The 20,739-nt window shown below is 65.8% G+C and carries 12 protein-coding genes and 1 tRNA gene; 4 read left to right on the forward strand and 9 right to left on the reverse strand.

Annotated elements, in window-relative coordinates; translation table 11 throughout:
* The first annotated feature begins 3 nt into the window (after positions 1–3).
* Positions 4–2,382 carry a TonB-dependent receptor gene (locus E5790_RS01595; protein ID WP_111205689.1) on the forward strand — a complete coding sequence of 793 codons (2,379 nt, stop codon included), beginning with the start codon at positions 4–6 and terminating at the stop codon, positions 2,380–2,382.
* Positions 2,383–2,390: 8 nt separating this feature from the next.
* Positions 2,391–4,499 carry a phospholipase C, phosphocholine-specific gene (locus E5790_RS01600; protein WP_069117229.1) on the forward strand — a complete coding sequence of 703 codons (2,109 nt, stop codon included), beginning with the start codon at positions 2,391–2,393 and terminating at the stop codon, positions 4,497–4,499.
* A gap of 108 nt (positions 4,500–4,607) precedes the next feature.
* Here the strand turns inward: E5790_RS01600 and E5790_RS01605 are convergent, their stop codons facing one another.
* The 4 genes from E5790_RS01605 to E5790_RS01620 all read right to left on the reverse strand — a co-directional run bounded on the left by E5790_RS01605 (position 4,608) and on the right by E5790_RS01620 (position 10,823).
* Positions 4,608–6,203, reverse strand: a complete 1,596-nt coding sequence (locus tag E5790_RS01605; protein WP_053495078.1) for an alkaline phosphatase D family protein — start codon at positions 6,201–6,203, stop codon at positions 4,608–4,610.
* Between the two features lie 10 nt (positions 6,204–6,213).
* Positions 6,214–9,147, reverse strand: coding sequence for a TonB-dependent receptor (locus E5790_RS01610; protein ID WP_111205688.1), 2,934 nt, complete (start codon positions 9,145–9,147; stop codon positions 6,214–6,216).
* A gap of 141 nt (positions 9,148–9,288) precedes the next feature.
* The gene (locus E5790_RS01615) at positions 9,289–10,311 is read right to left on the reverse strand and encodes a FecR domain-containing protein (RefSeq protein WP_111205687.1); all 1,023 of its coding nucleotides are present in this window, start codon (positions 10,309–10,311) and stop codon (positions 9,289–9,291) included.
* Positions 10,308–10,823: a sigma-70 family RNA polymerase sigma factor gene (locus E5790_RS01620; protein WP_041863300.1), complete on the reverse strand. Its 516-nt coding sequence runs from the start codon at positions 10,821–10,823 to the stop codon at positions 10,308–10,310. The genes E5790_RS01615 and E5790_RS01620 overlap by 4 nt, the downstream gene beginning before the upstream one ends.
* 320 nt (positions 10,824–11,143) lie before the next feature.
* On the opposite strand from E5790_RS01620, the gene aceE reads away from it, so the two are divergent.
* Positions 11,144–13,819: a pyruvate dehydrogenase (acetyl-transferring), homodimeric type gene (aceE, locus tag E5790_RS01625; RefSeq protein ID WP_111205686.1), complete on the forward strand. Its 2,676-nt coding sequence runs from the start codon at positions 11,144–11,146 to the stop codon at positions 13,817–13,819.
* 51 nt (positions 13,820–13,870) lie between these two features.
* On the opposite strand, the gene E5790_RS01630 is transcribed toward aceE, so the two are convergent.
* The gene (locus E5790_RS01630) at positions 13,871–14,353 is read right to left on the reverse strand and encodes a hypothetical protein (protein WP_014646723.1); all 483 of its coding nucleotides are present in this window, start codon (positions 14,351–14,353) and stop codon (positions 13,871–13,873) included.
* Positions 14,354–14,574: 221 nt separating this feature from the next.
* On the opposite strand from E5790_RS01630, the gene E5790_RS01635 reads away from it, so the two are divergent.
* Complete coding sequence (locus tag E5790_RS01635) at positions 14,575–16,905, forward strand: TonB-dependent receptor (RefSeq protein ID WP_111205685.1); 2,331 nt, start codon at positions 14,575–14,577, stop codon at positions 16,903–16,905.
* Between the two features lie 59 nt (positions 16,906–16,964).
* Here E5790_RS01635 and E5790_RS01640 read toward each other — a convergent pair.
* The 4 genes from E5790_RS01640 to recX all read right to left on the reverse strand — a co-directional run bounded on the left by E5790_RS01640 (position 16,965) and on the right by recX (position 20,736).
* Positions 16,965–17,057: transfer RNA gene (locus E5790_RS01640), tRNA-Ser, on the reverse strand.
* 78 nt (positions 17,058–17,135) lie between these two features.
* On the reverse strand, positions 17,136–17,339 hold the full coding sequence (gene csrA, locus E5790_RS01645) for a carbon storage regulator CsrA (protein ID WP_004152909.1): 204 nt from the start codon (positions 17,337–17,339) through the stop codon (positions 17,136–17,138).
* 147 nt (positions 17,340–17,486) lie between these two features.
* A complete protein-coding gene (gene alaS, locus E5790_RS01650) occupies positions 17,487–20,135 on the reverse strand; it encodes an alanine--tRNA ligase (protein ID WP_014646721.1) in 2,649 nt (882 codons plus the stop codon).
* Between the two features lie 109 nt (positions 20,136–20,244).
* Positions 20,245–20,736 (reverse strand): recombination regulator RecX, encoded by a 492-nt coding sequence (gene recX / locus E5790_RS01655; protein WP_005409024.1) that lies wholly within the window; start codon positions 20,734–20,736, stop codon positions 20,245–20,247.
* Between the last annotated feature and the right edge of the window lie 3 nt (positions 20,737–20,739).

The following is a 20,739-nucleotide window of genomic DNA, read 5'->3' on the forward strand; positions in this document are numbered from 1 at the left end:
TCGATGCGAACGTCTGCGCGCTTTCCCCGTGTCTCGCTGCTTGCCCTGCTGATCGCTCCCGCACTGGACGCCCTGGCCGAAGCACCGCAGGGCGATGCCGCTGAAGCGCGCAGCAGTGAGGCCCGCACCCTCGACCAGGTGCAGGTGATCGGCCAGGCCACCAGCTATGCCAAGACTTCCGTGCGTGCGGAAACGCTGAACCGGCAGACCGTGATGAGCAGCGTCAACGACGCGCTCAACGAAGTGCCCGGCGTGGTGGTCAGCGAGGCCGATGCCACCGGCTCGTCGGTGTGGGGCACGCAGATCAGCATGCGTGGCTTCGTCACCAACCGTGATACCCAGCAGATCGGCACCACTATCGACGGCCTGCCCAATGGTGGCTCGGGTTACGGCGGCGGCTCGCTGGCCAACCGCTACATCGACACCCTCGACCTGGAAACGGTGGAAGTCAGCCAGGGCACCGCCGATATCTCCTCGCGCTCGAACGAGGCCCTGGGCGGCACCCTCAACTTCCTCACCAGCGATCCGCTGCAGGACAGCCGCCTGCGCTTCGTGGTCGGCGCCGGTGACAACGAGGCGCGCAAGTACTACGTGCGCTACGACACCGGCCTGCTCGGCGGCCACACCCGCGCCTGGGTCAGTGCCTCGTCGGCGCGCGTGCATGACTGGATCGATGGCAGCGGCAAGACCAGCAATGACCACATCGCCGGCAAGTTCATCACCGAACTGGATCGCTGGACCCTGACCGGCTACCTGTCCTACAACGATGCGGACGAGCCGGAGTACACCAGCGTCTCACCGAAGGGCTTCGCGACCAATCCGGATCGCGACAACCTGGTCGGTACCCTCACCGGCATTCCCTACCTGGACCAGAACTACCGTTCCGGCTCGCGTGCGCTGCGCGAGAACACCTTCGGCTACCTGCGCGCGGCCTTCGACGGTGGCAACGGCTTCAAGGCCTCGGTGGCCGCCTACGGGCACCGCATGCAAGGCCGCGGCGACTGGCTGCCACCGTATCTGGCGCAGGTCAGCGATGACGGAGCCGGTCGCCCGGAGTCGGAATACCTCGGTGGCAAGACCGTGTACGGCGGCAGCAACCGTGGCCAGATTTTCTTCGTCAATCCCGATGGCAGTGCCGCGCAGCGCCTGGCCAGCTGCAGCCCGCGCCTTGGCTTCACCGCCGAGTACGATCCGAACTGCTACGCCGGCAACGTGCTGGGCGCGCAGTCGTATCGCCACACCCACTACGACAACGACCGCATGGGCGTGACCGCCGACGGCGAATGGCGCCAGACTTTCGGCGCAGTCGACAACACGATCCGCGGCGGCCTGTGGGTGGAGAAGCTGGACCGTTCGGCACGCCGCGACTGGCATCGCCTGCTCAACGTCGGCCAGGACATCGCCTTCGACCACCAGCCGTACTGGGTACAGTTCGAGGACAAGTACAAGGTCGACGAACAGATGTACTACGTCGAGGACGTGGCCCGCTTCGGCCCGTTCAGCGCGCGCCTCGGCGTGAAGCAGTTCTTCGTGGACCAGTCGCGCCGCCGCGTGATCGGTGCCAGCGAGCACGTCACATCCGACTCCAGGTCCGATCCGCTGCTGTCCACCGGCTTCACCTGGGCGCCCGGCGTGGAAGGCATGGAGCTGTTCGCGGGCTTCTCGCAGAACTTCGCCGCCATCCCCTCCGGCGTGCTCGGCGAGACCGACCCGCAGCGCTTCCGCAACGTCGAGCCGGAGACCGCCGACAACATTGAAATGGGCATGCGCATCAGCCGCTGGCCCCTGACCGCCTCGGTCACGCTGTACAACATCAAGTTCGACAACCGCATCGTCTACCTGCCGGCCGGCTTCGTCAGCGGCATCGACTACCTGGGCGAGACCGACGGCGTCTACGAGAACTTCGGCGGCGTGGAAAGCAACGGCCTGGAAGCGGCGTTCGGCTATGGCTGGGACAACGGCTGGCGCCTCAACGCCGCCTATACCTACAACCGCTCCAAGTACCTGGGCAGTGGCGATGCCGCGCGTGATACCCAGCTGGGCATCGTCGACGGCGCCAAGGTGATCGGCCAACCCGAACAGACCCTCGTACTCTCGGCGGACTGGCAGGGCGAGAACTGGAACTTCGGCCTGTCCGGCCGTTACCTGGGCACCCGCTACCTCGACGCCGCCAACGTCAACAAGCTGCCCTCGGCCACCGTGTTCAACGCGAACATCGGCTTCGACCTGCAGGGCCTGTCGCCGCGCCTGAAGGGCATGGGTGCCAACCTGGTGGTGAGCAACCTCACCGACAAGCGGTATCTTGCGGGGGTGGACGGCCGCGACAACGCCTTCATCGGCGCTCCGCGCACCGTCGGCATCTCCTTCCGTGTGGACCTGTGAGTGAGCCCGTGACCGATATCGGCCGACGCCGGTTGTTGCAGGCCGGCGTTGCCGCCGGCCTTTCCCCGCTGCTGCCCAGCATCGCCCGGGCCGCCGCGATCGCCCCCGCCGCGCAAACCCGCAGCCTGGAAGACCTGCAGCACATCGTGGTGTTCATGCAGGAGAACCGTTCGTTCGACCACTACTTCGGCACGCTGCCGGGCGTGCGGGGTTTCGGCGATCGCTTCGTCGCTCCGGCGCAGGCACTGCAGGCCGGCGCCCGCGCGCGCAGCCTGTGGCTGCAGCCCGATGCCAGCGGCAAGCGCGCGATCGCGCCGTTCCCGCTGGATACCGCCGCGCACTTCGGCTACATGCGCGTGGAAGGCACGCCGCACACCTGGCCGGATGCACAGCGGGCCTGGGACCACGGACGCATGGGGCAATGGCCGAAAGCCAAGCAGAACCACTCGATGGGCTACTTCCAGCGCAGCGACCTGCCCTTCCAGTTCGCCCTGGCCGATGCCTTCACCATCTGCGACGCCTACCACTGCGCGATGCAGGCCGGAACCAACCCGAACCGGGTGTTCCTGTGGACCGGCCACAACGATGCTGCCGCCCGCGCCGGCGGCCCGGTGATCGCCAACTCGCACGACAACTTCCCCGAGCACGGCGGGCATCCTGCGTCGTACCGCTGGGCCAGCTATGTCGAACGCCTGCAGAAGGCGGGGGTATCCTGGCAGATCTACCAGGACATGGCCGACAACTTCACCGACAACCCGCTGGCCGGTTTCGAGGCGTTCCGCCAGGCCTACCGCGCTGCGCCGGGGCATGACCCGCAGCTGCGCGCACGCGGGGTCAGCACGCGTGGCCTGGCGCAGCTGCGCCAGGACGTCATCGACGGACGCCTGCCGCAGGTCAGCTTCATCATCGCCGACGCGGCCGGCAGCGAGCATCCCGGCCCCTCCAGCCCGGCCCAGGGCGCGGCCTATACCGCACGCGTGCTGGATGCACTGACCGCCGATCCGCAGGTGTGGAGCCGCACCGCCCTGCTGCTGATGTTCGACGAGAACGACGGTTTCTTCGACCACATGCCACCACCGGCACCGCCTTCGCCGGTGGACGGTGGCTGGGCGGGTGCGTCCTCGGTCAGCACTGAAGGCGAGTACCACCGCCATCCGGCACCGGGAGATGAGAAGTACGACTTCGCCGAACTGCGCGGCCGCCCGTATGGGCTGGGCCCGCGCGTGCCGCTGTACGTGATCTCGCCCTGGAGCCGCGGTGGCTGGGTCGATTCGCAGGTGTACGACCACACCTCGGTCATTCGACTGATCGAACGCCGCTTTGGTGTGTCCGCGCCGGACATCTCGCCGTGGCGCCGCGCGGTCTGCGGCGACCTCAGCACTGCGTTCGACTTTGCCCAGCGCGATACCCGCCCGTTCGTCCGCGGCCTGCCCGACGTGAGCGCGGTGGCCGCACGCGCCGCTGCTTTGCCGGGGCGCACCGTGCCCGCGCTGCCAGAGGGGCTGAAGCCAGCGAAACAGGAAAGCGGTGTACGCCCGGCGCGTGCCCTTCCCTATCGACCGCAGGCATCGATTGCTGCGGTCGACGTCGCGGGCGTTGACCTGGCGTTGTCCTGCGAGGGCGCAGCGGCAGTGCTGCATGTCTACGATCGGCTGCGGCTGGAGGCGGTGCCGCGCCGTTACACGCTGCTGCCGGGCATGCCGCTGCGCGAGCGTTGGCCGCTGGACGCCCAGGGCCGCTATGACCTGTGGCTGCTCGGTCCGAACGGCTTCCACCGCCACTTCCAGGGTGCGGCCAAGGCTCCTGCCGTGCAGGCTTCAATTGATCGCGCGGATGGCCAGCTGCGGCTGCACCTGCGCAATCTGGGTGACAGTGCACAGCAGGTGCGCGTGCATGGCGGCGCCTATGCAGGACACATGCCCGAACAGACATTGGCGCTGCCCGCACATGCGCAGACTTCATTGGCGTGGGATGCAACGCCTACCGCCGGCTGGTATGACCTGCGCATCAGCGCGGGTGGGAGTGTGCTGCGTTTGGCCGGCCGCGCCGAGGATGGTCGCCCCGGCACCAGTGACCCGGCGATGGGCACCGAACCGCTGCGGTTCGAGCACGATTGAAGAATCCCTGTAGGGCCGAGCCCATGCTCGGCAGCTTTCGCCCCGGTCGCATTGCCCCGAAAGAAGCAGCCGAGCGTGGGCTCGGCTCTACAGCGCAGACCGCTAGATTCAGGCCTCCTGCAGCCCCGGCCGGCCGTGCTCCACCGCGTAGCGCTTCCAGCTCTGCACGGTACCGTTCGGTCGCATCACCGTATCCAGCGTCTTCATGTCGCCGATCCACGCATCACGGGTGACATCGCACAGCACATAGCCACGCTTGTCGGTGGTCGCCTTCAGATTGGGGCTGTGCGCAAGCTGGTTGCGGGCGTAAGCGTCCACGCCCTGGCCATCGGCCCCCGAAGTGATCGAAGTGGCAAGGAACTCGCTGGAGACCACGCCCGAATCACGATGGTCCTGCACCAGGTCGCTGGCGTAATGCCGGTGCGCGTCGCCACAGGCGGTCACCACGTTGCCGAAGCCGACCTTCTGGATGTGGTCGAGCAGGCGCCGGCGGCTGTCCAGGTAACCCGACCATTGGTCATCGGACGACTGCACCACGCCGTCCTTCTCGCGCATGTAGTTGCCCAGCGCTACCTGGTGGGCGATGGTGTGCCAACGCGGTGCGGCATCGGCCAGGCCATCGAACAGCCAGCGCTCCTGCTTCGCACCGACAATGCTGCGCTCCGGCGATTCCACGTCCTCACGCAGCGCCATGTTCACCTGCTTGCTGCGGTACTGGCGTGTGTCGAGCAGGTGCAGGTCCATCAGCGTTCCGTAGCGTGCGCGCCGGTACAGCTGCATGTGGCCATCGCGCGGGAATGCCGAACGACGCAGCGGCATGTTCTCGTAGTAGGCCTGGAACGCCTGTGCGCGCCGCAGCAGGAACACTTCGCTGGGCGTATCGTCCTGGTCTTCGGCGCCGGCCCAGTTGTTGTCCACTTCATGGTCATCGAAAGTGACGAACCACGGTGCCGACGCATGCGCGGCCTGCAGGTCGGCATCGCTCTTGTACTGGGCGTAGCGGCGGCGGTAATCATCCAGCGTGTAGGTCTGCGGGCCGACGTGGTTGCGCAGGTTGGTGAACGGCTGGCCGTTCATCTTCCGCAGGCCAGGCTGGCTTTCACCTTCGTAGATGTAATCACCGTAGTGGAAGACGAAATCCAGCGGTTCCTCGGCGATGCGCCGCCACGCGGTGTAGTGGCCTTCTTCGTAGTGCTGGCAGCCGGCCACCACAAAGCGCACGCGATCCACCGCTGCCGCGGCTGCCGGCAGCGTGCGGGTACAACCGACTGCACTGGCGTGACCACCCACGGTAAAGCGGTACCAGTAGGGCCGTCCGGGCGCCAATCCTTCCAGTTCCACGTGCACCGCGTGGCCGAGTTCGGGATGCGCGAGCGCCGAACCCTGGCGTACCACCTTGCGCATGCCTTCGTCCGCTGCCAGCTGCCATTCGACCACCATCGGCCGGGTCGGCATGCCACCGCCGAACACCAGCGGCTCCGTCGCCAGCCGCGTCCACAGCACCATGCCGTCGGCCGTGGGATCACCCGAGGCCACGCCCAGGGTGAAGGGCGTGCTGGCAAAGCGCGGCTTGGCCAGCAGGTTGCGCGGGTTCAGCGTGGTGGCATCGGCCTGCGCGGCCAGCGCGCGTGCCGTGCCCATCCAGGCGCCGGCAGCGGACAGACCGGCCAGGGCCAGGAATCGCCTGCGATTGATCGTCTCCACGGCTGTGCCCTCAGTTGTAGATGATGTGGAAGTAGAAGAAGCGGCCGTAGTCGTCGATCTCGGTACGGAAGCGCCCGTTCGGGCCGGTGCTGTAGGTCGGCTGGGTGTTGAACAGGTTCTTGGCTTCGTACTTCAGCGTCACGTGCCTGCTGACCTTGTGGCTGAAGGCCATGTTGAAGGTCATGTACGGGTCGTAGTACGAGTCCAGCCACTGGGTATCGCCGAAGTCGACCAGCATCCGGCTGCGGTAGGTTCCGGACAGGCGCAGTTGCGAGTTCTTCCACGGCATGCGCCAGATCACCGAACCATTGAGCGACCAGTCCGGCTGGTACAGCAGCCGGTCCAGGCGTCGCTCGGTGCCATCGGTGATGCGGTAGTTGGTCCTGCCTTCCAGCCGCGTGGCGTTGAAGTACATGTCGAAGCGCTGGCGGCCCCATTGCAGGTTGCGGTTGGCCACCGCGAACTCGACGCCGCGCAGCCTGGACTCATCGGTGTTCATCGGTTGGGTCACCCGGTAACGGGTATCGCCCACGTTCTCGAAGGTGGTCAGGGTGTAGATGTCGTCCTTGATTACCTTGTCGAACAACGCCACCGAGACCAGGCCGTTGTTGCCGTTGAAGTACAGGTCCCATGCAAGGTCGATGTTGGTGGAACGGCGCGGCTGCAGGTTCGCATTGCCCTGCTTGATGGTGCAGAAGCCCCTGCCCTCCTCGTCATCGCCACAGCTGGTGCTGGTGGCCTGGGCAATGTTGCTCGGCGTCGGCCGGCCCAGCGTGCGGCTGGCGGAGAAGCGCAGGCGCTGGTCCTCGCTCAGCTTGAACGTCGCATTCAACGAGGGCAACAGGTTGTTGTAGCCACCGCTCGTGTTGCGGAAGGCGGAGGTATAGGTGGTGCCGCCATCATTACTGAACGGGCTGTAGGCATCGAAGCGGGTGTGGTCATGGCGCAGGCCACCGATCAGCAGCAGCCGGTCCCAGGCGTAGTGCGCGGACACGTACGCATTGGTGATGTCCTCCACGTACCTGTAGTCACTGGTGAAGTTGGCATTCGGATACGCCGCATTGTTGTTGCCCAGTTTCGGTAGCAGTTCCTCGTTCCACTTGCGGTTGTCAATCAGCGGGAAGCCCGGCACGCTGCCCAGCAGCGTCGATCCCGGATACAGGTAATCGTTGAGCGTGGCGTTGCTCCTGAAGTAGTCGAAGTCGATGTCCTGCCAGATCTTCAGGTGGCGGTATTCGGCGCCGGTGGCCAGGCCGAAGCCACGCGCATCGGCGTCGATGTTGTAGCTGAAGTCGGCGCGCAGGTTGTCGATGCTCTCCTTGGCATCGCGCGGGGAGACATAGGCCTGCGCCGGATTGAGCTTGAACGCCGAGCTGGTCAACAGGCTGGAATCGGACACCGCTACCGCGTTGGGGAAACCGTGGCTGTCGTTCTCGTAGTCGACGAACAGGCTGCTTGGGTAGGCGCGCACACCCCAGTAGACCTGGTTGTTGTGGAAAGTCTCTTCGGTATGGCCGCCACGCAGGCTCAGCCGCGAACGGTCGCCGATGTCCCAGTTGAAGCTGGCGATGGCGCCACGGTTGCTGCGGTCCCAGCGGTCGTGGCGGTTCTTGATGTAGATGCTGTTGATCTGGGTGGTGCCGCTGTCCTCGGTCTGGTTGCGGATCGGAAACTTGGCGTTGCCGTACAGATCGGTCTTGTTCATCGTCGAGTTCTCGTAGAACCGGTACGAGTACAGCAGCAGCGATGCGTAGAACGGATCGTCCGACGGCTTCCATTCCAGCTTGGCCGAGCCGCCGAAGTTGGTGATGAAGTTGGTGTAGGTGCCGGTGCTGAAATTGCCGGGCGCACGCAGCCCGTTCCAACCCTTGGCCTCATCCGGCCCGGTGGTGCCGTCGGTGAGGTACTTGCCGGCGTCGTTGTAGTAGTAGTTCGACTCCACCCAGCGCTTGACGCTGTTGCGCGAACGCTGCTCATAGCGTGCCACCGCAACGATGCCGAACTCCTGCCCGGCGCCGAACTGGTTGGAGAACACCATCTTGGCGCTCTTGCCGAAGTGGCCCAGGGTTTCGTGGTTGCCGCCAGCGCTGCGCTCGACGTTGGTCTCGGCCGTGGAATAGATACCTGCCACGTCGGCAAACACGTACTTGCCGGACCGGTCGAAGGCACTGCGGCTGATGATGTCGATCACGCCGCCGATCGCATCCGGTGCCTGCTCCGCACTGAAGCTCTTGTAGATGTCGGTACGGGTGCCGATGTCGCTGGGAATCAGCTGCAGGTTGTTCATGCGTTCGCCGGAGCCACTGCCACCCACGCTGGCAATCGCGATGCCATCGATGGTGGTGTAGTTGAGATTGGCCTGTACGCCGCGCACCGTCACGTAACGTGGCTCGCCGGCATCCTCCACCGCACTCAGGCCTGGAGCGGCCATCAGGCTCTCGGCCAGGGTCTCGTCGCCGTAGCTGTCCATTTCGTCGTAGACCACCGAATCCTTGATCACCGGTGAGGTCTTCTTCTGGTCGATCACCTCGTGCGCGGCAATCACCTTCACCGTGTCCAGGGTCGGCGCCACCACCGCCTCGGCCTCGCGCGGCTTCGGTGCTCCGGGGTTCGGCGCGTTGCGTACCGGTGCCGGATCGATGGCGATGACATTGCCATCCACCACGGTGTAGCCCAGACCGGTACCGGCCAGCAGTGCATCCAGCGCCTGCCTGACGGTGGCACCGCGCGGCACCGCACCGGCCATGCGGGCATCGCCATCGGCCGAGTACAGGAACTGCACCCCGGAACTGCGTGACAACTGCTCCAGTGCACGCGCCAACGGCTGTGCCGCGATCGGCGTGGACACACGCGCCTCCAGGCCATCGGCGGCGGCGGCGAAGGCCAATGGCATGCTGCCGGTAGACAGGGCGAGGATGATCGACAGGTAGAGCGTGTTGCGCATCACGGGTCCTTGGAAGAGAGAAGGCAGCAGGCGCCGCTGCGCGGATCGGCAGCGGCTTCTCCCAAGTAAGAGCCCGCATCCACCAAAGTGGAGAACGCGGATTCAATGAATTTTTTCTGACAGTCCACGGCCACCTCGGCCTCAGCGGCTGCCAACCCGCACTGTGTCGCCCTCGCGGCTCACCACGAAGCGCGGGTCACGTTCGAGGAAGGCCTGCAGCGCACCGATGCGATGCGCATCGAGGCTGCCGGACAACCGTGCCGATGCCGCGCCCTCGTCCAGCACGCGCACCTGCACCTGGTTGTGCCGGTTGAAGGCAGCAGCCACTTCGTCCAAGCGTTCGTCAAGGAAGGACACTTTGCGCTGCTGCCAGTCCAGCAGCATCGACAGTGGCATGTCCAAGGACTCCACCGCATGGCTGCGCGCGTCGACCTGCACCACCCGGCCCTGCCCCAACTGGGCCAGGCGGCGGGCACCCGCGCCCTGGCTCCAGACCTCGACCTCGCCGGAAACCACACCGATGCGCGTGCTCTGCAGCCGTCGCGACACGTCGAAGACTGTGCCGATGTCCCGGATCTCCAGGCCGTTCACCTGCACCTGGAACGGGCGGCGGTCGCGTGCGATGTCGAACGTCGCCTCGCCCTGCAGCAGTTCCGCATTGCGACTGAACCAGCCCATGCGTACCCGCAGGCGGCTGTCCGCGTTGAGCCGCACCTGTGTCCGGTCAGGCAGCACCAGGTCACGCAGTTCACCATGGTCGGCGCTGTACAGCTGTTCGGTGGGCATCAGCTGCGGAACCAGGCCCACGCCGAGCAGGGCGATGCAGGCTGCGGCAGCCATCACCCACCCGCGCGTGCAGCGGCGCAGCGGCGCGGCGTGCGGCGCGGCGGGGGCACTATCGAACAGAGGCACCACTTTGGCGGCCGCCTGCCGTGGCGGCGCCGGCGCCTCTTCCGGCAACGGCGATTGCAGTGCCTCGCCGACCTGCCGGTGCAGCGCGAGGGCGTGCATATAGGCGCGCACGTGCTCGGGCGAGCGCTTCATCCAGTCCAGGAACGCAACCCGCTCGGCCTCGTCCAGCACTCCCTCGCGATTGCGCAGGAACCAGTCCATTGCCTCGCAGGCGAGCGTGTCGTCGGCCATGGGCGATGCGTTTCGGTTCATGCGTGCTCCCTGGCGCCCAGCGCCTTCCTGCAGGCCTCCAGACCCTTGCCGATGTGCTTGCGCACCATGTGCACCGACACCTGCAACTGCTGGCTGACTGCCGGGCAGTCCAGCCCGTCGCGGTAATGCAGCTCCATCACCCGTCGCGTGGTCGCCGGCAGACGTGCGATGGTGCTGCGGATATCGTTCCAGCGCTGCGCGCGCTCGAACTCGCCCTCGATGTCTTCTTCGCTTTTCAGCACTTCGGCCAGCTGATCCACGTCTTCCAGCGGCGGCAGCGACAAACGCGCGCGCGCGTGCTCGCGTGCCAGGTTGGCCGCGACCGTGAACAGGTAGGCCTCCGGGTTCTCGATCGCTGCGGCATTCTCGCCGGTGGCCCGCAGCAGCCGCAGGTACACCTCCTGCGCCAGGTCCTCGGCGTCTTCGCTGGCAGAACCGCGACGCAGGAAGAAGCCACGCAGCAGCCGTCGGCGCAGCGCGTAGCTCTTCTCCCAGATCCTCACGCTGTTCACGGCCGGCCAACACCCCGAGGCTGGAAAGCCCCGCAGGGTGACGACCATCGATGACAGTGGCGTTGCAGCAGGCGGCCATGCCAGGCACTCTCCGCCCGGCACATTCGCCCATGATATGGCGCACCGTGCCAACCCTTGCTTGCCAGAGACCCAAGCCGGGCCCGCCTATCGAAGCCGCGGGGCCAGGCCTACGCTTGCCTCCCCGGTGGCCGCCACGGTCGCCCTTCGCGTCACGGCCCCGCCATTGCGACCCCGCTCCAGTGCTGTGCGCCCTGCCGGTGTTGTCGCCCAGGCAGAGTCGGCGCCCTCTGGAGACAGTCATGAACCAAGCCCTGACCCCCTTCGATACCGACCCGCTGGAAACGCGGGAGTGGCGTGAATCGCTGGAGGCGGTGATGCAGGCCGGTGGCCGGCCACGCGCGCATTACCTGATCGACCAGCTCAGCGAGCTGGATGCGCAGCGGCACGGCGATCTGCATGCGCGCGCGTGGACCGCCTACGTCAACACCATCCCGCCGGAGCGCCAGCCGGCCTACCCGGGCGACCTGGCCATCGAGCGCCGCCTGAACGCGATGATCCGCTGGAATGCGATGGTGATGGTGCTGCGCGCCGGCAAGCACTCCAACGTCGGCGGCCACATCGCCACCTACCAGTCGGCGGCGGTGCTGTACGACGTGGGCTTCGACCACTTCTTCCGTGGCCGTACCGACACCTTCGACGGCGACATGATCTACATCCAGGGCCATTCCGCGCCGGGCATCTATGGCCGTGCGTACGTGGAAGGGCGCATCGATCCGGCACGGATGGACAACTTCCGCCGCGAAGCCGGTCGTGACGGCCTGTCTTCGTATCCACACCCGCGCCTGATGCCGGAGTTCTGGCAGTTCCCCACCGTGTCGATGGGGTTGGGCCCGCTGACCGCCGCCTACCAGGCGCGCTACATGCGTTACCTTGAGTACCGCGGCCTGAAGCAGCACCAGGACCGCAAGGTCTGGGCCTTCCTCGGCGACGGCGAGATGGACCAGCCCGAATCGCTGGCGGCGATTTCGCTGGCCGGCCGCGAGCGGCTGGACAACATCGTGTTCGTGGTCAACTGCAACCTGCAGCGCCTGGACGGTCCGGTGCGCGGCAACGCCAAGGTCATCCAGGAACTGGAAGGCACGTTCCGCGCGACCGGCTGGAACGTGATCAAGCTGATCTGGGGCAGTGGCTGGGACGACCTGCTGGCCCGCGACCACAGCGGCCTGCTGCGCCAGCGCATGATGGAATGCGTGGATGGCGACTACCAGACCTTCAAGTCGCAGAGCGGTGCTTACGTGCGCGAGCATTTCTTCGGCCGTTACCCCGAGCTGCTGGAGCTGGTCGCGCACATGAGCGATGACGACATCTGGGCGCTGGCACGTGGTGGCCACGATCCGCAGAAGGTGTACGCCGCCTACCAGCAGGCGGTGAACACCCGCGGCCGGCCGACGGTGATCCTGGCCAAGACGGTCAAGGGTTTCGGCATGGGCGAAGCCGGCGAAGGCCAGAACATCAACCACCAGCTGAAGAAGATGAGCGCCGATGCAGTACGCGCCTTCCGCGGCCGCTTCAACCTGCCGGTCAGCGACGAGCAGCTGGAGGAGATGCCCTATCTGCGCCCGGAACCGGGCAGCGCCGAGGCCGCCTACTTCGCCGAACGCCGCCGCATCCAGGGTGGGCAGCTGCCGGCGCGCCTGGCCAAGGTGGATCCGCTGCCGCTGCCGCCGCTGTCGATCTTCAACACCCAGCTGCAGGGCAGTGGCGATCGCGGCCAGTCCACCACCATGGGCTTCGTGCGCATCCTCACCAGCCTGCTGAAGGACCCGGATCTGGGCAAGCTGGTGATTCCGATCGTGCCCGATGAATCGCGCACCTTCGGCATGGAAGGCCTGTTCCGCCAGATCGGCATCCACTCCTACCTGGGCCAGCTGTACACCCCGCAGGATGCCGGCCAGCTGAGCTATTACAAGGAAGCCAAGGACGGTCAGATCCTGCAGGAAGGCATCAACGAATCCGGTGCGATCTGTTCATGGATCGCCGCCGGCACCGCCTACAGCAACCACGGCCTGGCCACGATTCCGTTCTACATCTTCTATTCGATGTTCGGCCTGCAGCGCGTCGGTGACCTGGCCTGGGCCGCTGCCGACGCGCGTACCCGCGGCTTCCTGCTCGGTGCCACGTCGGGCCGCACCACGCTGATGGGCGAAGGCCTGCAGCACGATGACGGCCACAGCCACGTGCTGTCGTCGGTGATTCCGAGCTGCGTGTCCTACGACCCGACCTACAGCTACGAACTGGCGGTGATCATCCACGACGGCCTGCGCCGCATGTATGTCGACCAGGAAGACATCTACTACTACATCACCGTACTCAACGAGAACTACCCGCAGCCGGCACTGCCCGAAGGCACCGAAGCCGGCATCCTGAAGGGCCTGTACCTGCTGCATCCGGCAGCCGCCGACAACGCCTTGCAGCCACGCGTGCAGCTGATGGGCAGCGGCTCGATCCTGCGCGAAGTGGAAGCCGCGGCAGACCTGCTGCAGCAGGACTTCGGCATCGCCAGCGATGTGTGGAGCGCGACCAGCCTGACCGAACTGCGCCGCGACGGGCTGTCCGCCGAGCGCTGGAACCTGCTGCATCCGGCCGAAGAACCGCGCGTGCCCTACGTGCAGCAGTGCCTGCAGGGTCATGAAGGCCCGGTGGTGGTGGCCACCGACTACATGAAGATCGTCGGCGACCAGATCCGTCCCTTCATCAACGACCGCCGCTTCACCGCATTGGGCACCGATGGCTTCGGCCGTTCCGACACGCGTGAATCGCTGCGCACGTTCTTCGAAGTGGATCGCCACTTCATCGTACTGGCGGCCCTGAAGTCGCTGGCCGACGAAGGCCGCATCGAACGCTCGCGGATGCAGGACGCGATCGACAAGTACGGCATCGACACCGGCAAGCGCGATCCGGCCGCCGCCGTGTAAGGCCGTTGCATTCACCACGCCTGCCCTGCGGGCGCGGTGAATGCAGCATCGCTACGGCATGCGCTTGAACAGGTTGGTCTGCAGGATCGGCGTACCGTCATGACCGTAGAACGCCTTGGTCTCGGTCATCGTCGCCTGGTCATCCGCCACGGTGTAGATGCGGGTGGAGGCCGGCGTGCCATGGTCCACCAGCTGCATCACCAGCGTGTTCGGTGCAGGCAGTTTCAGGTTGGCCTTGTCCGCGCCATAGGTGCCGGACAGGGCGCCGGGCGTGCCATCCAGGGCCAGCGTGCCGTCGGATTTCATGGTCTTGCCGTCGTGCAGGACGATGTCCACGTGCGAGCTCCAGCGGCCACCACCGGCGTCCTTGAACTCGAGCACCACGTGCTTCGGGCGCTGCGCTTCGGGTAGCGCAGACGTGGCGATATCCAGCGACCAGCGCCCCAGCAGGGGAGAAGGCGAAGTCTCCACTGCCAGCGCCGGAACGGCGGGGAGTGAAAGCGCAGACAACAACACAGCGGACAACAGCTTCATACGTTGCTCCGTTCCAGTGAAGAAGATTCTGCGTGACGCGTTGTGGGGCGCAGCGCCTCGGATCGTGCACAGCATCGGCGCCCGGCGCAAGGCGGGGCGCTGAACACGCGGCAACCTCATTCGCGCCCCCGCGATTTCGGTCTGGCGGCAAGGTCTCATCCGTCCTTGCCGATACAAAGAGTTACGTTATAACATTTCACTTCGCCTTCACGAGTCCTGCCATGCGTCGCCACCTGCTTGCTGCTGCCATTCTGTTCGCCGTCCACACCGCCCAGGCCGCGGACGAACCCACCCTCCCCACCCTCCAGGTCCAGGCTTCCCAGCCCTCGCGCATCGACAGCCGGGTCACCGTCGACAATCCGCAGGCGCAGAACCGCACCCTCGGCGGCCTGCTCGAACACGTCTCCGGCGTGCAGAACAGTGCTTTCGGGCCGAACGCGGGCGCCCCGGTCATCCGCAGCCTCAGCGGCAACCGCGTGCAGATCCTGCAGGACGGCCAGTCCATCCTCGGCATGAACGCGATCAGCGGCGACATCAATATTCCGTTCGATCCACTGTTCGTGCGCAGCGTCACCGTCAACAAGTCCTCGGACACGGTGCGCTATGGCGGCAATGCGATCGGCGGCAGCGTCGAGATCGATTCGGGCCTGATCTCGCGCAGCATGGAAGACAAGGACCAGTCGATGGAACTGGTCCTGCGCAAGGGCTTCAATGCCGCCGATGCGCAGGGCTTCCGCATGAACTTCAACAACCAGCGCAACCTCTCGACCAACCTGCAGGTCTCGCGCCAGCGCATCTCGCACTACGACATCCCCGGCAACAGCAAGGCCCGTGTCTGCAACACCCGACTGTTCCCGCCGACCGGCGGCGTCAACTCGGCGCTGGCCGACAGCTGCCAGAAGGAAGCACGCGTACAGCAGATCTACAACAAGGCCTCGCAGCCTTACGTCGACCAGTTCATGACCGAGAATCCTGACTGGGCCGATGGTGAATTCTCGTTCTACACCAACAACCCGACCTCGGTCTGGCAGCGCCGCACCTATATCAACCCGGTCAACCCTGCCTATGTCGCCGGCACGCCGTCATACGTGCAGAAGCAGATCAACAATGATGTGACGCCCGACTACCATCATCGGCTGGGCAACAGCCATGTGCGCAACTCGCAGGTGGCCTTCGGCTCGACCCTGTTCTTTGACCGCGGCTACGTCGGTGTCAGCATCGATGCCAAGGACAGCGAGTACGGCGTGCCGGGCTTCTCGATGCAGAACCTGTCGTTCGGTTCCAACCATGCCGATGGCCTGCCGGTGGGCGTGGTGATCAAGCAGCAGCGCTACGCGCTGGAAGCCCTGCTGCGTGATCCGCTGCCGTGGTTCGAGCGCGCGGAACTCCGCGTGTCCAGGCTGGACAACACTTCAGGCGAGCGGCTGGGTACCACCAGGGCAAACGACTACGATTTCGAGAGCACCCAGGCCGAGTTGCTGCTCAGCCATCAACGCGTCGGCCCGCTCAGCGGCCTGGTCGGTTTCAGCCACCAGTCGCGTGATGTCAGCGGCAGCGGCTCGCAGCGCTACCTGCCGGACGTGGACACCCGCAGCAATGCGGTATTCCTGAAGGAAACGGTGGACGTCGGCTGGGTTACCTTCGATGCTGGCGTACGCCACGAACGGGTCGACCACGCACTACAGCCCAGCCGCTTCAAGACCGCGCGCAATGCCGCCAACACGAAACTGCAGGACCGCGACTACCGGCTCAACAGCTACAGCCTCGGCTCGTACGTCGAGCTCGGCCCCTTGTTCGCGGCCAAGGTCCGTTACTCATCCTCACAGCGCGCCCCGGAGATCAACGAGCTGTATGCCAGCAACGCGCACTATTCCGTGATGACACAGGAAGAAGGCAACCAGAACCTGGAACCGGAGCGCGCGAAGAACCTGGAACTGACCGGCCTGTTCCACCTCGGCGGTTTCGAGCTGTCCGCCACCGCGTACCGGATGCGGTACGAGAACTACCTCTATCTCGGCTATTCCGGCCTGCAGACCGCCAACCGCCTGCCGCTGAAGTACTGGAAGCAGACCGACACCACGGTGAAGGGCTTCGAGATCGACGCGTCGCAGGCATTGGACCTGGGCCGCTATGGCACGTTGAACGTCTCCGCCTTCGCCGACCTGGTGAAGAACAAGGCCGACCACCCGGATTCGCTGCGCGCCCACAACGACGGCGAGTATCTGCCGAACATGCCGACCAACCGCTACGGCGCCAACCTGCAGTGGCAGCGCGAAGGCTGGAAGGCACAACTGTCCAGCACCTGCTACGACGCGCAGAAGTACCTGGGTCGCAATGTCAGTGAGGAAATTCCGCTCGACGCATTCAACCTGGTCGACCTGCAGGTCAGCCGCGAACTTCCAGTGCGCAACAGCTACATCGCAGGCGTGGAAGTGTTCGTCAATGGCAGCAACCTGCTCAATGAAGAAGCGCGGCCGCACAACTCGCCGCTGAAGTACATCGCGCCCCTGCCGGGGCGGGGCTTCCAGGTCGGCGTGACGATACGGCTCTGAAGGCCGGCCATAAAGAAAAACGCCTGCAGATCGAGGATCTGCAGGCGCTTCTTTGTATCTGGCGGAGTGAGAGGGATTCGAACCCTCGATAGAGCTTTTGACCCTATACTCCCTTAGCAGGGGAGCCCCTTCGGCCACTCGGGCATCACTCCGGGGTATTCTCCGCGTCTGGTGCGTTGCACCTCAGCGGGGCGTGAATCATAACGTTAATCGAGTGCGAAGGTAAAGCGTTATTCGGCAGAATTTTCGCTACCGGTGCCACCGGCTTCATCACCACGCTGGATGCGCTGGTAGATCTCTTCGCGATGCACAGCGACGTCCTTCGGCGCAGTGATGCCGATACGCACCTGGTTACCCTTGACGCCAAGCACGGTGACGCTCACCGAGTCACCGATCATCAGGGTTTCGCCGACGCGGCGAGTCAGGATCAACATTTTTGTAAGTCTCCATGGAACCGTGTGGAAGGGTATCCCCCACCGGCTTGACGCTCCGTCAAGAAGCGCTACCACGACAAAGGGAAAAGATTCGCAATGGTACCGTCAGCCGTCCCGCTCCTACAAGGAGGGGGACGGCGGGGTTCATCACAGGCGGGGGCTGACCCATTCGACGACTGCAGCCAGCGCAGTGGCAAGGGCGGGCCCGTCCTCGCCACCACCCTGGGCGAGGTCCGGGCGTCCGCCGCCCTTGCCCCCGATCTGACCGGCGATATGGGACAACAGTTCCCCGGCCTTGACTTTGCCCATTGCGCTGCCGTTCACACCCGCGACCAGGGCGGCCTTGCCGTCCTGGGCACCGGCCAGCACGATCACCGCGTCGCCCAGCTGCTGCTTCAGGCGGTCCATGGCGTCACGCAGGGCCTTGGCGTCGAAGCCCTCCAGGCGGGCAGCCAGCACCTTCACGCCGGCGACCTCGACGGCCTGGCCGGACAGGTCGGCCGTGGCACCGGCGGCGACCTTGGCCTTCACCGCCTCCAGTTCGCGTTCCAGCTGCTTCTGGCGCTGGCCGAGGGCACGGATCTTCTCGACCACGTCGGCAGCGCTGCCACCGAGCAGTTCAGCGGCCTCGGCCAGGCGGGCCTCTTCGGCGTCCACGTAGTCCAGGGCACCCTGGCCGGTAACCGCCTCGATGCGGCGCACGCCGGCGGAAACACCGCCCTCGGAGGTGATCTTGAACAGACCGATGTCGCCGGTACGGTTGACGTGGGTGCCACCGCACAGCTCGGTGGAGTAGTCACCCATCTTCAGCACGCGCACGTGCTCACCGTACTTCTCGCCGAACAGGGCCATCGCGCCGAAGTCCAGCGCTTCCTGCATGGCCATGGTGTGCACTTCAGCGGCGTTGTTGGCACGCACCTGCTGGTTGACCTTGCGCTCGATCACCGCCAGCTCTTCCGCGCTGATCGGCTGGAAGTGCGAGAAGTCGAAACGCAGGCGGTCCGGCGCGACCAGCGAGCCCTTCTGCTGCACGTGGGTGCCCAGCACTTCGCGCAGCGCGGCGTGCAGCAGGTGGGTGGCCGAGTGGTTGAGGATGGTGGCGCCACGGCGCTCGCCATCGACCTGGCCGGACAGCACATCGCCGACCTTCAGGCCGCCTTCGGACAAGGTGCCGACGTGGCCATGGAACTGGCCGGCGAACTTCTGGGTGTCCTCCACCGCCAGGCGCACGCCGTTGCCAGCCAGCACGCCGGTGTCACCGACCTGGCCGCCGGATTCGGCATAGAACGGGGTCTGGTTGGTGATGACGATGACCGAATCACCGGCATCGGCCGACTGCACCGGACGACCGTCCTTGAGCAGGGCCAGCACGCTCAGGCCGTCGGCCTGCAGGCGGTCATAGCCCAGGAACAGGGTCGGGCTCAGCGTTGCCACCAGCTCGGCCGGCAGGGTCACGCCGCCGCCGAACTTGCCGGCCGCCCGTGCGGTTTCGCGCTGCTGTTCCATCGCGGCATCGAAGCCGGCGATGTCGACGGTCAGGTCGCGCTCGCGGGCAATGTCCTGGGTCAGGTCGAGCGGGAAGCCATAAGTGTCGTACAGGCGGAACGCGTCAACGCCCGGGATCACGCCATTGCTGGCCTTGCCGGCCACGTCCTCGAAGATCTTCATGCCGGCGTCGAGGGTTTCGGCGAAACGCTCTTCTTCGGCCTGCAGCGCACGGGTGACGGTGTCCACCGCCGCCGGCAGCTCTGGATAGGCCTCGCCCATCTGCTCGACCAGGGTCGGCACCAGCTTGCTGAAGAACGGCTGGCGCACACCCAGCATCCAGCCATGGCGCAGGGCGCGGCGGATGATACGGCGCAGCACGTAACCGCGGCCTTCGTTGGACGGCAGCACGCCATCGACGATCAGGAACGAACAGGCACGGATGTGGTCGGCAATCACGCGCAGCGACTTGTTCTCCAGGTCGGCGGTGCCGGTCAGCTCGGAAGCCTTGCGGATCAGCGCCTGGAACAGGTCGATCTCATAGTTGGTGTGCACGTGCTGCAGGATCGCCGCCAGGCGCTCCAGGCCCATGCCGGTATCCACGCACGGCGCCGGCAGCGGCACCAGGGTGCCGTCGGGCTGGCGGTCGAACTGCATGAACACCAGGTTCCAGATCTCGATGAAACGGTCGCCGTCTTCGTCCGGGGAACCCGGGGGACCACCGGCAATATGATCACCGTGGTCGTAGAAGATCTCGGTGCACGGGCCGCACGGGCCGGTGTCGGCCATCTGCCAGAAGTTGTCCGAAGCGAACGGCGCGCCCTTGTTGTCGCCGATGCGTACGATGCGCTCTTCCGGAACGCCGACCATGTCGCGCCACAGTTCGTAGGCTTCGTCGTCGGTCTGATACACGGTGACCAGCAGGCGTTCGGCCGGCAGCTTCCAGACCTGGGTCAGCAGCTCCCAGGCCCAGGCGATCGCGTCCTTCTTGAAGTAGTCGCCGAACGACCAGTTGCCCAGCATTTCGAAGAAGGTGTGGTGGCGCGCGGTGTAGCCGACCTGGTCGAGGTCGTTGTGCTTGCCGCCCGCGCGCAGGCAGCGCTGCACGTCGGCCGCGCGCACGTAGCTGCGCTTTTCCGCGCCAAGGAACACGTCCTTGAACTGCACCATGCCGGAGTTGGTGAACAGCAGGGTCGGATCATTGCCCGGCACCAGCGGCGCCGACGGCACGATGGTGTGGCCTTTACCCTTGAAGAACTCAAGGAAGTCGCTGCGGATCTGGGATGTCGTGAATTTGGCGGATGCGTTCATTGGGGGCTGGCAGTCTGCGGGCCGGCGGACCCGGACCACCGGCCGCGTTGGCCAGGGTCGCGAGGGACCGCCGAAAACCTAAAGGGTATCAGGCCCGGCGCCGCCAGTCTCAGTCATCCGGGTCGTAGCGGGTCGCGCGGCGGATGCTGTCGCCGTCGAAGCCCCGCCGGGCCAGCAGATCGGCAGCCTTGCGCCGCTGCGTCAGGTCCTGCGGGCCGGCCTCGCCAAAGCGTCGGCGGACCAGATCACGGGCGTTTTCCTGCCAGTCGCCTTCGTAGCTGTCCATCGCTGCGGCAATCGCGGCACTGTCCAGGCCATGGGTCCCCAGCTCGGCGCGGACATGGATCGGCCCATAACCGGTGTTGGCGCGCATCCTCACCAGGTTCTCGGCAAAACGGGTGTCGTCCTGCCAGCCGGCCTCGGTCAACTTGGCGACAGCGGCCTGCGCGGCTTCGTCTTCGATGCCACGGGCCGTCAGCTTGCGGGTGAGTTCCTTGCGCGAGTGCTCGCGGCGGACCAGCAGGCCCAACGCCCGTTGCACGGGGGTCTGCTCACGCGGCCGGCGCTTGCGGCCGGTCGGAATGTCTTCGGCGTCGGACATGGG

Source organism: Stenotrophomonas sp. PAMC25021 (genome assembly GCF_004795795.1).
GTDB lineage: Bacteria > Pseudomonadota > Gammaproteobacteria > Xanthomonadales > Xanthomonadaceae > Stenotrophomonas > Stenotrophomonas muris.

Coding starts and splice junctions, on each gene's coding strand:
- E5790_RS01595 (WP_111205689.1), top strand. CDS start 4: ATGCGAACGTCTGCGCGCTTTCCCCGTGTCTCGCTGCTTGCCCTGCTG.
- E5790_RS01610 (WP_111205688.1), bottom strand. CDS start 9,147: ATGCGCAACACGCTCTACCTGTCGATCATCCTCGCCCTGTCTACCGGC.
- E5790_RS01615 (WP_111205687.1), bottom strand. CDS start 10,311: ATGAACCGAAACGCATCGCCCATGGCCGACGACACGCTCGCCTGCGAG.
- aceE (WP_111205686.1), top strand. CDS start 11,144: ATGAACCAAGCCCTGACCCCCTTCGATACCGACCCGCTGGAAACGCGG.
- E5790_RS01630 (WP_014646723.1), bottom strand. CDS start 14,353: ATGAAGCTGTTGTCCGCTGTGTTGTTGTCTGCGCTTTCACTCCCCGCC.
- E5790_RS01635 (WP_111205685.1), top strand. CDS start 14,575: ATGCGTCGCCACCTGCTTGCTGCTGCCATTCTGTTCGCCGTCCACACC.
- csrA (WP_004152909.1), bottom strand. CDS start 17,339: ATGTTGATCCTGACTCGCCGCGTCGGCGAAACCCTGATGATCGGTGAC.
- alaS (WP_014646721.1), bottom strand. CDS start 20,135: ATGAACGCATCCGCCAAATTCACGACATCCCAGATCCGCAGCGACTTC.
- recX (WP_005409024.1), bottom strand. CDS start 20,736: ATGTCCGACGCCGAAGACATTCCGACCGGCCGCAAGCGCCGGCCGCGT.